This is a genomic window from Shewanella sp. 10N.286.51.B2, from assembly GCF_041469265.1.
GTDB lineage: Bacteria > Pseudomonadota > Gammaproteobacteria > Enterobacterales > Shewanellaceae > Shewanella.
The window spans coordinates 12389-28353 of sequence record NZ_JBFRKH010000021.1; the positions used below are offsets into that span (position 1 = coordinate 12389).

General features: G+C 41.1%; 14 protein-coding genes. 10 read left to right on the forward strand and 4 right to left on the reverse strand.

Going from position 1 to position 15965, the window contains the following annotated elements; all coding sequences use genetic code 11:
* Nucleotides 1-116 precede the first annotated feature (116 nt).
* A complete protein-coding gene (locus AB4140_RS06000; protein WP_102435538.1) occupies nucleotides 117-971 on the reverse strand; it encodes a MurR/RpiR family transcriptional regulator in 855 nt (284 codons plus the stop codon).
* Between the two features lie 330 nt (nucleotides 972-1301).
* Here AB4140_RS06000 and zwf point away from each other — a divergent pair, with 330 nt between their 5' ends.
* From zwf to AB4140_RS06030, 6 genes are all read left to right on the forward strand, one after another.
* A complete protein-coding gene (gene zwf / locus AB4140_RS06005; protein WP_102435536.1) occupies nucleotides 1302-2774 on the forward strand; it encodes a glucose-6-phosphate dehydrogenase in 1473 nt (490 codons plus the stop codon).
* A gap of 9 nt (nucleotides 2775-2783) precedes the next feature.
* Nucleotides 2784-3482, forward strand: a complete 699-nt coding sequence (pgl, locus tag AB4140_RS06010) for a 6-phosphogluconolactonase (protein ID WP_102476736.1) — start codon at nucleotides 2784-2786, stop codon at nucleotides 3480-3482.
* Between the two features lie 11 nt (nucleotides 3483-3493).
* Nucleotides 3494-5320, forward strand: coding sequence for a phosphogluconate dehydratase (edd, locus tag AB4140_RS06015; protein ID WP_372000143.1), 1827 nt, complete (start codon nucleotides 3494-3496; stop codon nucleotides 5318-5320).
* Between the two features lie 19 nt (nucleotides 5321-5339).
* Nucleotides 5340-5981 carry a bifunctional 4-hydroxy-2-oxoglutarate aldolase/2-dehydro-3-deoxy-phosphogluconate aldolase gene (locus tag AB4140_RS06020; RefSeq protein WP_102435530.1) on the forward strand — a complete coding sequence of 214 codons (642 nt, stop codon included), beginning with the start codon at nucleotides 5340-5342 and terminating at the stop codon, nucleotides 5979-5981.
* Nucleotides 5982-6118: 137 nt separating this feature from the next.
* Nucleotides 6119-6826, forward strand: a complete 708-nt coding sequence (locus AB4140_RS06025; protein ID WP_372000145.1) for a class I SAM-dependent methyltransferase — start codon at nucleotides 6119-6121, stop codon at nucleotides 6824-6826.
* 4 nt (nucleotides 6827-6830) lie between these two features.
* The gene (locus AB4140_RS06030; protein WP_303461513.1) at nucleotides 6831-7934 is read left to right on the forward strand and encodes a hypothetical protein; all 1104 of its coding nucleotides are present in this window, start codon (nucleotides 6831-6833) and stop codon (nucleotides 7932-7934) included.
* A 41-nt stretch (nucleotides 7935-7975) separates the two neighbouring features.
* Here the strand turns inward: AB4140_RS06030 and AB4140_RS06035 are convergent, their stop codons facing one another.
* Nucleotides 7976-8572: a DUF1569 domain-containing protein gene (locus AB4140_RS06035; protein ID WP_372000147.1), complete on the reverse strand. Its 597-nt coding sequence runs from the start codon at nucleotides 8570-8572 to the stop codon at nucleotides 7976-7978.
* 71 nt (nucleotides 8573-8643) lie between these two features.
* Nucleotides 8644-9492, reverse strand: a complete 849-nt coding sequence (locus AB4140_RS06040) for a LysR family transcriptional regulator (protein WP_102519521.1) — start codon at nucleotides 9490-9492, stop codon at nucleotides 8644-8646.
* A 139-nt stretch (nucleotides 9493-9631) separates the two neighbouring features.
* Here AB4140_RS06040 and rimK point away from each other — a divergent pair, with 139 nt between their 5' ends.
* The 4 genes from rimK to AB4140_RS06060 are packed head-to-tail and all read left to right on the forward strand — an operon-like array spanning nucleotide 9632 to nucleotide 12919.
* Nucleotides 9632-10537 (forward strand): 30S ribosomal protein S6--L-glutamate ligase, encoded by a 906-nt coding sequence (gene rimK / locus AB4140_RS06045; protein ID WP_102519522.1) that lies wholly within the window; start codon nucleotides 9632-9634, stop codon nucleotides 10535-10537.
* Nucleotides 10538-10550: 13 nt separating this feature from the next.
* Nucleotides 10551-11573, forward strand: a complete 1023-nt coding sequence (locus tag AB4140_RS06050) for a succinylglutamate desuccinylase/aspartoacylase family protein (RefSeq protein WP_102435519.1) — start codon at nucleotides 10551-10553, stop codon at nucleotides 11571-11573.
* An 11-nt stretch (nucleotides 11574-11584) separates the two neighbouring features.
* Nucleotides 11585-12010: a RimK/LysX family protein gene (locus AB4140_RS06055; RefSeq protein ID WP_102435517.1), complete on the forward strand. Its 426-nt coding sequence runs from the start codon at nucleotides 11585-11587 to the stop codon at nucleotides 12008-12010.
* A 45-nt stretch (nucleotides 12011-12055) separates the two neighbouring features.
* Nucleotides 12056-12919, forward strand: coding sequence for a mechanosensitive ion channel family protein (locus AB4140_RS06060; RefSeq protein ID WP_372000150.1), 864 nt, complete (start codon nucleotides 12056-12058; stop codon nucleotides 12917-12919).
* Nucleotides 12920-13083: 164 nt separating this feature from the next.
* Here AB4140_RS06060 and adhE read toward each other — a convergent pair whose 3' ends face one another.
* A complete protein-coding gene (gene adhE, locus AB4140_RS06065; RefSeq protein WP_102435513.1) occupies nucleotides 13084-15696 on the reverse strand; it encodes a bifunctional acetaldehyde-CoA/alcohol dehydrogenase in 2613 nt (870 codons plus the stop codon).
* Nucleotides 15697-15965: the final 269 nt, after the last annotated feature.

The window sequence follows — 15965 nt, forward strand, 5'->3', positions numbered from 1 at the left end:
GAACAAAAAGATCGTTTTTGAGATATATATCTGTGACTGAGTCGTATAAATTCAATAAAAAAGGCCGAACAGGTAATATTGTTCGGCCTTTCGGACAGGTAATTATTTAGTAATAATTAGATGGTGAGATCTTTATTTATCCGAGATTCTTTCAATACTTCTTTAACACGTTTTAGATTATCGCGAAAACGCGGGCCTCTTCTCAAGGTAAAGCCTGTGGCTAACACATCAATAGTAACCAGCTGTGCTAAACGTGAAGCCATAGGTAAATACATGTCAGTATCTTCTGGCACTTCCATGGTAACAGGCAACGTACATTCGTGAGACAGTGGCGAGTTACGAGCAGTAATCCCAATCACCGCAGCGCCATTTTCACGGGCAATTCGGGCTATTTCGATTAATGATTTAGTACGGCCAGTGTGGGATATAAGCACCACAACATCACCTTCATCGCAGCCAATACAGCTCATACGTTGCATTAATACATCATCAAAACAAATGACCGGTACGTTAAAACGGAAGAACTTATTTTGCGCATCGTGAGCAACTGATGAGGATGCTCCCAGGCCAAAAAACGATATTGTTTTAGCTTGCGTTAAAATATCTACGGCTTTATTGACTGCAACCACATCAAGGCTTTGACGGGCAGTATCAAGGGATGCCATTGAAGATTCGAAGATTTTTGTTGTATAGGATTCAGGAGAATCATCTTCTTCAACATGGCGGCTTACATAAGGTGTACCGTTAGCAAGACTTTGGGCCAAATGTAACTTAAAATCAGGGAAGCCCTTAGTATCAAGTCTGCGACAAAAACGGTTCACAGTGGGTTCGCTGACGTCAGCCATTTTGGCAAGCGTTGCAATACTAGAGTGAATCGCCGTTTGCGGAGAAGAGAGAATGACCTCTGCAACTTTTCGCTCTGACTTACTAAATTGTGTAAGGCTTTTTTGCACCTTCTCAAGGGTATTCATAAGTAATTGTCCGCTAAAATGGATGATGTAATTTTATATCATAAATTACAATTTAGGAGGAAATGAAGTAATTTTCATACCTCTAAAAACGATTATAAGCCGTTTTGTTTTATTTTTTGTAACTAATCTATGATAGTAAAGTAATTTAACAACTAAAATACTATCAGGTTTTATGTGAAAAAGGCTAGATGTAACCAATATCAATAATTGTAAAATTATAATGCACAAATTTAATTCTGTTGTTATATTACAACAAAAGTGTGCTTTTATTCACTGGCAACTAAAAATGGTTTGCCTGTGAACACGCATAATAAAGGAGTATTTTAAGCAATGAGTAACTCATCAATAGGCGCCAAGGCTTGCGACTTTGTACTTTTTGGCACCAAAGGCGATTTAGCACGCCGTAAGTTGTTACCTTCTCTCTATCAGCTTGATAAAGCGAATCTATTAGATAAAGACACCAAAGTTATTGGTGTCGCTAAAGATGCCTTTACTCAAGAAGAGTTCATTGAACTTGTCAATAAAGCATTAAACACTTTTGTAAAGGACGAGTTATGTGAAGAGACCCTCGCTCGCTTTATTGCTCGTTGTCATTATATCGGTACTAATTTTACCGATTCTGAAGGCTACAAAGCTTTCCATGGTCTTTTAGAGCCAACTAAGCGTGTAATGGTCAGCTATTTCGCCACGCCTCCGTCAATCTTTGGTGAAATCTGTCGTTGTCTTAATGAGCAAAACCTTATTCATTCCGACACCCGTATCGTGCTTGAAAAGCCAATTGGCACTTGCCTTGCGTCATCAAAAGTCATTAATGACAAAGTTTCTGAATTCTTCAATGAAAATCAAGTTTACCGAATTGACCACTATTTAGGTAAAGAAACCGTTCAAAATCTCATTGCCCTGCGCTTTGCGAATTCATTGTTTGCTTCTAAGTGGGATAACCGCACGATTGATCATGTACAAATCACCGTAGCTGAAGAAGTCGGTATTGAAGGTCGTTGGGGATACTTTGATACTGCAGGTCAAATGCGTGACATGATCCAAAACCATTTACTGCAAGTGCTGACGCTTGTGGCAATGGACCCGCCAGTAAATTTAGATGCTGATAGCATTCGTGATGAAAAAGTAAAAGTACTTAAGTCATTGCGTCCAATTACCCCAAACAACGTGTTTGAAAACACGGTTCGTGGTCAATATTCTAGTGGTTATTTAAAAGGCTCACCTGTTCCTGGTTATTTAGAAGAAGAGGGCGCCAATGTTAAATCTAACACTGAAACCTTTGTAGCGCTTCGCGTTGATATTGATAATTGGCGCTGGGCTGGCGTGCCGTTCTACTTACGTAGTGGCAAACGTATGCCGTTTAAGAGCAGTGAGATTGTGGTTTACTTCAAAAACCCGCCGCATAATTTATATCGTGACACCATGCGTAACTTACCACCAAACAAGTTGACTATTCGTTTGCAACCCCATGAAGGTGTTGAAATTCAAATGATGAATAAAGTCCCTGGTCTGGAAGAAAAGCAACGCATCCAAACCACCAAACTTGATTTAAGTTTCACCGATACCTTTAAAAACGAACGCATTGCCGACGCTTACGAACGTTTATTACTTGAAGCCATGTTAGGTAATCAAGCATTGTTCGTGCGCCGTGATGAAGTTGAGCAAGCCTGGACTTGGGTCGATGGCATCATCAATTCTTGGGAAAATGGCGGCGAGAAGCCTAAGCCATATCCAGCAGGTACATGGGGCCCTGTGGCTTCAGTTGCTTTAATCACTAAAGATGGTCGTTCTTGGGACGAGTAAGGAAATATTATGATTAAAGAATCTGTATTTAAAGCATTTGCAACCCCAGCGGATCTCGAAGCCAAATTAGCTGACAAAATTGCCAGTCAGTTGCAGGATGCGGTTGATAGCCGTGGTAAAGCAAGTCTTGTTGTTTCAGGTGGCTCGACACCGCTTAAATTATTTCAATTACTAAGCAATAAAGCGATCGACTGGAGTGATGTTTATATCACACTTGCCGATGAACGTTGGGTAGATGCAGAAGCTGCAGATTCTAACGAGCGCTTAGTAAGAGCACATTTATTACAAAATCGCGCAGCAAGTGCCAAATTCCGTGGTTTAAAGAATATGTTTGATAGCCCTGAAAAGGGCTGTGACATGACGATTGAGTCTCTGGCTAACTTCCCTAAACCATTTGATGTTGTGGTATTAGGCATGGGTACAGATGGCCACACTTGTTCGTGGTTCCCTTGCAGTAAAGAATTAGAAAACGCTTTTACGACTGATTTACTTTGCGCAGCCGTTAATCCAACGACTGCTCCACATGCACGTATTACCTTATCTAAAGGTGCCATTTTAAACAGTCGCCAGATTTATCTGCATTTAGTAGGTGAGTCAAAACTATCCGTATATCGCCAAGCTTTGGAAAGCGACGATGTGAATGCAATGCCAATTAGAGCCGTATTAGCGCAGCGTAAAACGCCCGTTGATGTGTTTTATAGCGCGTAAAGGAGTTAACCATGCACTCAGTAGTTCAAGCTGTTACCGATCGAATTATCGCTCGTAGCCAAGATTCACGTAAAAAATATCTCGAAGCATTAAACGATGCTCGCGCCAAAGGCGTACATCGTAGTGCATTAAGCTGTGGTAACTTAGCCCACGGTTTTGCGGCTTGTAAGCCAGATGATAAAGACTCTTTACGTCAATTAACCAAAGCGAATATCGGTATTGTGACGGCATTTAACGACATGTTATCTGCTCATCAGCCATATGAAGATTACCCAAATTTCATTAAAAAAGCCTGCCAAGAAGTCGGTAGTGTTGCTCAAGTTGCTGCGGGCGTTCCGGCAATGTGTGACGGTGTTACCCAAGGCCAACCTGGCATGGAGCTAAGCTTACTGAGTCGTGAAGTGATTGCAATGTCAACGGCGGTGGGTTTATCTCACAATATGTTTGACGGCGCCTTATTATTAGGTATTTGCGACAAGATTGTTCCGGGTTTATTGATTGGCGCGTTAAGTTTTGGTCATTTACCAATGATGTTTGTGCCAGCAGGTCCAATGAAATCTGGTATTCCAAACAAAGAAAAAGCCCGTGTACGTCAACAATTTGCTCAAGGCAAAGTTGATAGAGCTGCATTGTTAGAAGCTGAATCAAGCTCTTATCACAGTGCGGGTACTTGTACTTTCTACGGTACTGCTAACTCTAATCAGTTAATGCTTGAAATGATGGGCTTACAGTTACCTGGTTCTTCGTTTGTGAATCCTGATGATCCACTACGTGATGAACTAACCGCAATGGCAGCTAAACAAGTGTGTCGTTTAACTGAAATGGGTACCCAATACACCCCAATCGGTGAGATTGTTAACGAAAAATCAGTGGTTAATGGCATTGTAGGCATCCTTGCAACAGGTGGTTCTACCAACCTGACTATGCACATTGTTGCTGCCGCACGCGCCGCTGGCATCATTGTCAACTGGGACGATTTTTCAGATTTATCTGATTGCGTACCATTATTGGCCAAGGTTTATCCAAATGGACATGCTGATATTAACCATTTCCACGCCGCAGGCGGCATGGCATTTTTAGTCAAAGAATTGCTAGATGCAGGGCTTATCCATGAGGATGTCAACACTGTTGCGGGCTTTGGTTTACGTAAATATACCCAAGAGCCGCGCATTCTTGACGGCAAGTTAACTTGGGTTGATGGGCCAACAGAAAGTTTAGACAAAGAAGTGTTAACTCACATCGACACACCTTTTCAAAATAACGGCGGTCTAAAATTACTTAAAGGTAACCTTGGTCGTTCAGTGATCAAAGTCTCTGCTGTACCAGCTGGCAACCGAGTTGTTGAAGGTCCAGCGGTTGTGATTGACGACCAAAACAAGCTTGATGCAATTTTCCAATCAGGTGGTTTAGACCGAGATTGTGTTGTGGTGGTAAAAGGCCAAGGCCCGAAAGCTAACGGTATGCCAGAGTTACATAAACTCACGCCATATTTAGGTACCTTACAAGATAAGGGCTTCAAAGTGGCGCTTGTTACAGATGGCCGTATGTCTGGCGCGTCAGGCAAAGTGCCTGCAGCGATTCACTTAACGCCAGAAGCATTAGATGGTGGCCTTATCGCTAAGGTTGAAGATGGCGACATGATCCGTGTCAATGCTGATACCGGCGAGCTAAGTTTACTGGTGGATGAAGCCACTTTAACTGCACGTGTAGCAGGGAAAGTAGATCTACATCACTCAAGTTATGGCATGGGCCGTGAATTATTCGGTGCTTTACGAAATAGTTTAAGCAGCCCAGAAACAGGCGCTCGTAGTACCAGTGCCATTGACGAAATTTATTAATTAAAAGGAAGATACTCGAATGCTTGAGAATAACTGGACGTTACAGCCACAAGATATTTTTAAACGCAGCCCGATTGTTCCTGTAATGGTTATCAATAAAATTGAGCATGCAGTACCGTTAGCTAAAGCATTAGTAGCGGGCGGCATCAGTGTTTTAGAAGTCACTTTACGCACAGAATGTGCTTTAGAAGCCATTGCATTGATTGCTAAAGAAGTCCCAGAGGCGTTAGTGGGGGCAGGTACTATTTTAAATGAATTGCAACTGCAGCAAGCTGTAGATGCGGGTTCACAATTTATTATTACGCCAGGTGCTACCGTTGACCTGTTAAAAGCAGCTAAGCGTGGTAATGTGCCGTTAATTCCAGGTGTTGCGAGCATCTCAGAAGTCATGGCGGGGATGGAGTTGGGTTACACCCATTTTAAATTCTTCCCAGCTGAAGCTTCTGGCGGCGTTAATGCACTGAAAGCCTTCTCGGGTCCATTGGCGAATATTCGTTTTTGTCCAACAGGCGGTATTACGCCGACAAGTTATAAAAATTACTTAGCATTAGCTAATGTTGATTGTATTGGTGGTAGCTGGATAGCGCCTACTGATGCAATGGAACAAGAAGATTGGGGTCGTATTACCCAGCTCTGTAAAGATGCCATCGGCGCTTTATAACCCGAGCGTTTAACTAACGATTAATAAAAGCCACTTTCGAGTGGTTTTTTTGTTTTTAAAATAAGTCCGATCATCAATTTTATAGTGTATAAATTAATACTGGTGAATTAACATTATAAAAATGGACACTTCTTTAAATGGACAAGTACCAGCAAACGGTAAACGTATTTGACAAAGCAGCTGATAAATATCAGCAAAAATACATGGATTGTGCCTTATATGCTGATAGTCTTAATCGTTTTGCTGCGTTAATAGACACTCAATTCAACATTGAATCTAGTTCTAAATCGGCATTTAAAACAGAAACGGGTATTTCTGTATACGATATCGGTTGCGGACCAGGTAACGCCAGTTTGTATTTGCAACAAGTATTAGCTCAGCAACGAAATGTCCCGATAAATATCAGTGGAATAGATTTATCTACGGCGATGATAACGATTGCCAAGCAGCAAAACCCGACGGGGAAATTTGAGGTTAACGATATTCGCCAGATTGCGGCAACAAATAATAGATTTAATGTACTGCTGTGCTCATTTTGTCTGCCGTATCTTGCAAAAACTGATATAGCGCCTTTTATTGAATCTTTAGCTAAGATATCGACAGCACAAGCGTTGATCTATATTGGCTTTATGCAAGATGATTACAGTCAATCATGTGTGCAAGAGTCTGCTGAAGGTGACAAGCTACATATGTATTTTTATCAACCTGAATTTATAGCGTCTTTGCTCTGCCAATATGATTTTGAAATTGTCACCAGCTTTACCCAAGATCATATCGTCGATGGTCAGAAGATGGCCACTGATAGGTTTTTATTTGCTAAGAAAACAGTGTTAATTAAGGAGTGATCGAATGCGAACATGGCCATTAGCTTCCAAAATCCCTTTTATTAGTCTGCTAGTTCTATCGTTTGCCTGGTTTTTATTTTATCAAAACGATATGTGGATTAATGATTATGGCGCAGCAAAATTCGATTGGTTGTTACTCATTGACGCTGCTATCATTTTACCCATAATTTGCTTTTTGTGTATCAAATCTACCAAGTTAGCACTCGTTAAGGCACTCGGTTATTTTGCTATTTTAATACTGCTTGGCAGTTATATTATTCCCTCAGAGCAACAAATATTATGGCCTTATTTAACTCAGATCCGTTACCTGTTACTGACGGTATTTGTATTAATTGAGGTATTTTCAATTACCTGCGTGATATTTGCCATAAAAACGGCGCTTAAATCAGGAGTTGATCCTGATATTGCAATTAAGCAGCCAATTAGTGCTTTATTTGGTAATAACTTGGTAGCCGATATCATGATTTTTGAAGCCAGAGTTTGGAGCTTCTTTTTGTGTGGCCATTTAATCAAACCGTCAACATATCACGGTGATTCACAATTTAGTTATCATCATAAAGACGGTAATCAGTCTAACGCGCTAGGATTTATAATGATGATAATGTTTGAAATACCGCTGATGCATTTACTGGTTCATTTTATGTTTTCAGCGTTCAGCGCTAATGTGGTAACGGCATTAACCTTGGTGAGTTTAGTATTCTTTATTGCTGAATACCGTGCTATGTCACGCAGACCGATCACAATAGAGACTTGTGCAGCCTCATTAGTCACTGATAATTACAACCCAAACACTCAAGCTGAGCTTGGCCTCGCAGATTTAAATTCAGGCTCAGGAGCAAGCGTCATAATTCAGAATAAATTACATATTCGCTACGGAGTGTTTAATAGCTTTAGCATTGATTTAAGTAATATTAAAACTGTCGAACCCAACAAATTAGCCATTCGACGTGCTGAAACGATAAAACGCTTTAACTTTTCTGGCGCTCCCAATGTCAAACTAACCTTAGTTGAGCCTATTAAAGGTATTGATAGTGTATATATTGGAGTCGATCAACCAGATGCGCTTATTGGTGAACTAACACTAGGTCTCGTTAAACCAAATTGCTGACACTAGGCCAATATAATGGCTGTTATTGACCTTATATAGTTTCAGCTTAACGTGCGCAGCTGTATTTGCTGCATATGATTATTAAAGTGCATTACATGGGCAAGGGCGTAGTCTTGTTTACTGAGCTTGCCATAAGCAAAGTGGGGCTGTAAATGGCCAGTATATTGTTGAAAATCTACGAGCGATTGTTGCAATCTTTTGAGGGCTAGCAAATAATCAGCCTGCTTTGAAATTAAAGGTGCACCGGGTATGACTTCTGCAAGGTTATGAGTCATCTTGCCTTTAGCACTGAATAAAGCAAATGCGCTAGCCCCAATAGTGTGTTTAAAAATCTCTGCTTTTTGCTGGGGATAACCTGTCATTGAATACTCAACACTTTGGGCGCAATGAGTAAAAATTTGGTTTAAATCCCAACCTGCTGATGTCGTGCTTAAAGTAGCCTTTGCTGCTTGCTCTGGGTTGTTGCCAATGACGGCTGCAGCAAGCAATTGCGCTATTTGAGATAAAACATTCTCTATAGTTAGCGGCTGTGGTGCTGGGCTGATACTAAACCAAGTTGCTGTTCCAGCAATCGTGGTGCCAGCGACTACAGCAGCACTGCCTTTTGCCAAGGTTGTTAAAAATGATCTTCTATCCATAGTAATCCTTGTTGGGCTTTGTTATTACCAGACTAAAAAAACGTGTAACAAATGCTAGTTGTCCATTAGCTTTATGTTTTTAAATAGGGAAATAGCTGTAGCGTTTGTTCAATAATATCCACTTTATGACCTTTTTCTAGATACACTGCATAAATTTCTCGAGAAAAAACCGGCGCATCTTCGACAATAAAAAGTCTATTGCTTTCAATATATTCAAACGCCATTTGTCTTGGCAGGTAGGCGCAGCCACCGACATCCAATAAAAAATTAAGTGCAATCCTTGGTTGGTTCATCGAGTGTTTTGCTGGCGGTGAGTCTTGAAAACTGCGGCGGTATTGGCTGTTAATCGACTCACCATAGTCCACCATAATGTAGTTTGCTAATGTCGACTTTTGTTTGGCACGATTTGATTCTGTGCTCACTAGGTATAACGGCACAGTCGCAACCTTAGTGATGACAAGATCTTCTACATAAGGCGGCTCGAATAAAAAGGCCACATCAATAACGCGACTTAACAGGCTTTTTCTTAATTCAACGGGCGATAGGGTACTGGTTAATAAACTCATCCCTTCGATATTGAGGTGAATTTTGGTGAGCCAGCCTTGTAGGACGATATCCCATATAGACATGATAGAACCTATGGCCAGTTGGTGGTTATCACCCTCAGCAATCCCCACATCTTGCTTGGCTTTTTGCCACATCAATAGCAGCTCATTGGCATGCTTAATTAAGCGGTTACCCTCTGGTGTTAATTTAAGGTGTTTCTTACTGCGATCAAACAGTAACACCCCCAAGTCCTCTTCTAAAAGCTTGATTCTGGCACTGACAGCAGATTGAGTGATAAACAAATTTTCGGCAGCGACTCTAAAATGTAGCGTATGGCTAACTTCTAAAAATGTTTTTAATAATTCTACTTTCATCAAAATCCTTTAAAAGCTGTGATTAAATTTTTTAATTAAACACATCAAAATATAACGTTATATTTATGAGAGAGATACTCTTACACTCAGCGAATTACAGCACCTTTGTGCAATAAAAGAAACATGTTCAGGACATATTATGAGAATTGCCATTCTATCAAGAAACCCAAATTTATATTCAACTCGCCGCTTAAAAGAGGCCGGTGAAGCTATGGGCCACACAGTGGATATTATTGATACATTACATTGCTACATGGATATTACCAGCAGCAAACCAACCTTGCGCTACGATGGTAAAGAGCTTCCTATGTATGATGCTGTGATCCCGCGTATTGGTGCATCAGTGACATTTTACGGTACAGCTGTGGCCAGGCAATTTGAAATGATGGGCACCTTTAATATTAACGAATCTGTCGCCATTAGTCGCTCTCGCGATAAATTACGTTCATTGCAATTATTGTCACGTAAAGGCATTGGCTTACCACGTACCGGTTTTGCTAACAAGCCTGACAATATCAAAGATTTGATTAAAAACGTTGGTGGTGCGCCTGTTGTGATTAAGCTACTAGAAGGCACCCAAGGTATCGGGGTGGTTCTTGCTGATACCGCTAAAGCTGCTGAAGCCATTATCGAAGCCTTTATGGGGTTAAAAGCCAACATTTTGGTACAAGAATTTGTTAAAGAAGCTGGTGGTGCCGATATTCGCTGTTTAGTGGTTGGCGGTAAGGTTGTTGCGGCAATGAAGCGCCAAGGGGCAGAAGGTGAGTTTCGTTCCAACTTGCACCGCGGTGGCTCTGCTGTAGTGGTTAAATTATCTAAAGAAGAGCGTGAAACAGCAGTTAATGCAGCCAAAATTATGGGGCTAAACTTATGCGGGGTTGATTTACTGCGCTCACAAAATGGCCCTATGGTGATGGAAGTTAATTCATCACCAGGGCTTGAAGGTATTGAAACGGCAACGGGTAAAGATGTCGCGTCAATGGTATTTCAATTTTTAGAAAAGAATGCCAAGCCCCATAAAAACAAAACCCGTGGTAAAGGCTGATTAGGACGTCATTATGGATAAGTTAATTATTGGCGATTTTACCATTTTACCCGGTGAGCAGCGCAAAATAGAGCTACCGGTAGCAAAATTATATACCGATGCTGATGTTTCTTTACCGGTACATATCATCCGTGCCAAAAAGCCGGGGCCAACAATATTTATCAGTGCGGCGGTACATGGTGATGAATTAAATGGCATTGAAATTATACGAAGGCTAATTAAACAAAATAAATTTAAGATCACTTCAGGGACCCTCATAGCTGTACCTATGGTCAATGTGTATGGGGTTGTGAATCAAAGCCGCTACATGCCAGATAGACGGGATTTAAATCGCTGTTTTCCTGGCTCTGCGAAAGGTTCATTAGCTGGGCGGGTAGCACATATATTTCTTAATGAAATCGTTAGACATTGTGATTACGGCATCGATTTACATACTGGCGCGATACACCGCTCTAATTTCCCGCAAATTAGAGCGGATATGGACGATGAGGAAACCAAACTACTTGCCGAAGTGTTTGGCGTGCCGGTTATTTTAAATTCAAACCTAGTGGATGGTTCTTTAAGGGAGTCAGCTGTTAAGAATGAAACCAAAATCCTCTTGTATGAAGCAGGTGAAGCGCTAAGATTTGATGAGTTTTCAATACGTGCAGGCATGAAAGGCATTTTAAATGTGTTGCAGCACTTAGGCATGATTAGAAAATCATCATCAAAAGCAAAGAAAAAGCGCGCCCCATTTATCGCCAACGGCAGTCAGTGGGTACGTGCCAATGCCAGTGGGATTGTGCATAACATTGCTAATTTGGGTGAACAAATTACTAAAGGGCAAGTTTTGGCTGAAATTGGTAGCCCCTATGGCGAAGTGATTGACTCGGTGATCGCATCACGCTCTGGCATATTAATCGGTAAACAAAACATACCGCTAGTGCAAGAAGGTGAAGCCATGTTTCATATTGCTTACTTTAGCGAAAATGATGAAAAAATTGCTGAACACATTGAAAATGTTCAAGAACAACTATTACCAGATTCTGTAAATTAATGAGTTTCGATATGAAAAATAAAACGATTATTGGCAACTTAGAGTATATCGCTCTGCCTAAATTGGGTATCACCGAGTTACAAGTACGTGTGGATACAGGGGCTAAAACTTCGTCTTTACATGTAGATAATATTAAAAAGGTGCTGATAGATGGCGAGCATTGTGTCTCGTTTGATATTCACCCAGATTCACATAATGTTGATACGGTAAAAAGCTGCCATGCTCCTATTAGTGATATCCGTAAAATTAAGTCATCTAATGGCACCTCGGAGCAACGTTATGTGATTAAAACGCCAGTAGTTCTTGGGCAACAAAAGTGGTCGATTGAAATTACCCTTACCGATCGCTCAGACATGAGTTATTTAATGCTATTTGGTCGTGAAGCTTTAGGTACACGGTTTTTAGTGGATCCGTCAGCGGTATATTTAGGATCTTGAATCTAAATATGAATTCAGGTTTAGTAATAACGACGAGGTGCAATAATGGATTTCGTACAAGTTGAACAATGGCTAAATTTGACAGTGTTTACTGTTGCACAACAGCCAATTACCTTAGGTGGGTTATTGATCATTCCGGTGATCATAATTGTCGGTTTGTTCATCACTAAATTGCTAGTAAAACTGCTCACTAAGCGGTTAACGTCTAAAAAGACTGACCCTAATATTATCCATCTGTTGCAACGTATATTGTATGTCATCGCCATTGCAATATTATTAATTACTTCGCTTGATTTAATTAATGTGCCCATTACCGCATTTGCATTTTTGTCCGGTGCCATTGCAATCGGTTTTGGTTTTGGCGCGCAAAACATTATTAACAACTTCATTAGTGGTTGGATATTAATGTGGGAACGCCCCACTAAAATTGGTGATTTTCTTGAAGTTGAAGGTGCTAAAGGCATAGTCGAAGCCATTAATAATCGTTCGACTCGTATAAGACGGGTTGATGGCGTTCACTTGTTGATCCCCAATAGCACATTATTAGAAAACACTGTGGTGAATTGGACACTAGTTGATAATTTAGTCAGGTCAAATGTGCGGGTTGGCGTAGCTTATGGGACTAAGGCAAGAGTTGTCGCAGATTTGTTATATGAAGCAACTATCGCACAAAAAGAGGTATTAATTGAGCCTAAACCTGTGGTGAGTTTTGAAGACTTTGGTGACAACGCGCTAATATTTGAAGTTAACTTTTGGATTAACTCCACTGTAGAAGGGGGGTTAAGGGTGACGCGAAGTAATATTCGTTTTGCACTGGATGAATTATTAGAGCAAAACAATATTGTGGTGGCATATCCACAACGTGATGTGCATCTGGATGGCTCACTGACACTAATAAAGCAAAGGTAAACAGTAAATTATTAAATAAAAATACCGCTGATACATTTGATGATAATCAATATTGTATCAGCGGTTAATTAATCGCTACTGTTCAAGCCAGTTCTTTTATAACTCTAGCTTGTGTAGACTTGTACCAGAGCCAGTGCCGAAAAGTAGCAACTAGAACATAGCCATTAGTTATCTTGATATGGCTTACCATAAAAGCTATCTAATAATATCTGCTTTAACTCACTAATAAGCGGGAAGCGCGGATTGGCGCCAGTACATTGATCATCAAAAGCGTGCTCGGCTAATTCATCCAATTTGGCTAAGAAATCGGCTTCATTAACACCAGCTTCCTTGATAGATGTCGGAATACCGACTGCGGTTTTTAACTGTTCTATTTTACTTATTAGCAATGCTACCTTGTCTTTATCAGTGGTGTTTGAGTCAATACCTTCAAGCTTTAGGGTTTCAGCTATCTTTGCATAACGACATAAGGCTTTTGGGCGGTCGTACTGACTAAAAGAAGCTTGCTTGGTCGGCATATCGGTGGCGTTAAAGCGAATAACATTACTGATTAACAATGCGTTTGCTAACCCATGGGCTAAATGAAACTCAGCACCGAGCTTATGGGCCATTGAGTGGCAAATGCCTAAAAAAGCATTAGCAAAGGCAATACCTGCGATAGTGGCGCCGTTATGGACTTTTTCTCTGGCTATGGGGGCTTTAGCGCCCAGTTCATAAGCTGCCGGTAAATGCTCACATAATAATTCCAGTGCTTGTAAGGCCTGACCGTCACTAAATTCATTTGCCATCACGCTAACATAAGCTTCTAATGCGTGAGTTACAGCGTCAATGCCACCAAAAGCGGTTAATGACTTTGGCATATCCATTACTAAATTGGGGTCGACAATTGCCATGTTAGGAGTGAGTTGATAATCAGCAATAGGGTATTTCATGCCGCTCACTTCATCGGTTACCACGGCAAACGGGGTCACTTCTGAGCCTGTGCCAGAGGTGGTCGGTATTGCCACCATTTGCGCTTTAACCCCTAATTTGGGGAACTTATAAATACGTTTGCGAATATCCATAAAACGCAAAGCTAAGTCAGCAAAATCAACGTCAGGATGTTCATACAATACCCAAATTATTTTAGCCGCATCCATAGGCGAACCACCACCTAATGCTATGATGACATCAGGTTGGAAACTTTGAGCAACTTTAGCGCCTTGTTTCACAATGGCTAAAGTAGGATCCGCTTCAACGTCATAGAATACTTCTGTTTCAAGCCCCTGAGCTTTTAAGATTTTAATGGTTTCATCGCAATAGCCGTTATTAAACAGAAACTTGTCAGTGACAATTAAGGCGCGTTTTTTAGTTGATAGCTCTTCTAATGCAATGGGTAAACTGCCTCGGCGGAAATAAATTGAAGAGGGTAGTTTGTGCCACAACATATTTTCAGCCCTTTTAGCGACAGTTTTCTTATTAATTAAATGGCTTGGGCCAACGTTTTCAGATATTGAGTTACCGCCCCATGAACCACAGCCCAAAGTCAGTGATGGCGCTAATTTAAAGTTATATAAATCGCCAATACCTCCTTGTGATGCTGGAGTGTTTATTAATATCCGCGCAGTTTTCATCCTAAAACCAAAGGCTTTAACTCTTTCTACTTGGCCATCTTGGTCAGTGTATAACCCTGAGGTATGACCAATGCCGCCTAATGTCACTAATGCTTCAGCTTTGTCCATGGCATCATTAAAATCAGTGGCGCGGTACATACCTAAAAGTGGTGATAACTTTTCATGGGCAAAGGCTTCAGCTTCATTGATATCCGTCACCTCACCAATTAATACCTTAGTCCAGCTTGGGACAGTAATTCCTGCCATGTTGGCAATGGTTGGGGCACTTTGACCAACGATGTCAGCATTTAACCCACCATTTTTAAGAATAACCTCTTGCATGGCAGCGGTCTCTGAATCGGATAACAGGTAACCGCCATGAGTTTCAAAGCGTTGTTTAACTTGCTCATAAATACTGTCTACCACGATGATGGCTTGCTCTGAGGCGCACACGACGCCGTAATCGAAGGTTTTTGACATAAGGATTGAGCTTACTGCGCGTTTTATATCAGCGGTTTCATCAATCACGATTGGGGTATTACCCGCACCAACCCCAATGGCAGGTTTACCCGATGAGTATGCAGCTTTAACCATACCGGGGCCGCCAGTTGCGAGGATAAGGTTGATGCTATCGTGTGTCATAAGTTGGTTAGACAGCGCCACTGAAGGTTCGTCAATCCAGCCGATAATGTCTTTGGGTGCACCAGCGGCAACGGCGGCATCTAAAACAATACGTGCTGCAGTCGTGGTGGATTGCTTGGCTCTTGGATGTGGCGAGAATATAATACCGTTACGGGTTTTAAGGCTAATCAGCGCTTTGAAAATGGCAGTTGAGGTAGGGTTAGTTGTGGGCACTATGCCGCAAATTATCCCTACAGGTTCGGCAATGGTGATGGTGCCAAAAGTGATGTCTTCAGCGATGATACCGCAGGTTTTATCGTCTTTATATTTGTTGTATATATATTCAGATGCAAAGTGATTTTTAATGACTTTGTCTTCTAATAAACCCATGTTGGTTTCAGTTGCTGCCATTTTAGCAAGTTTAATACGAGAATCAGTGGCGGCAAGCGCTGCTGCTCTGAATATATTGTCGACTTGTTCTTGGCTGAAATTGGCATATTCTTTCTGCGCTTTAGCGACTCGCTCTACCAGTAGCTCAAGTTGTTCGGTGTTGTTGACAGTCATCATTACGTCCTCAAAAATTGTTAACTAAAGCGTTTTAGTTAACAACTCTTAGCAGCTGTTATAGCTGTGACCTTGGCAAATTATTAGCGCCTACGTGATAAAATTACTCCTTTAGCGGTATATATGTCGTGATCCACAGCACAAATCACTACGAATGGTAATTTAATTACACAAAAAGGCTTAGTTAAGTGATTATTATCATGTCAGCAAAGCTGGCGGTTAATTCACTAAGAGTGTTTTACCTTTGAATTAATAGCATAAAAATTTAA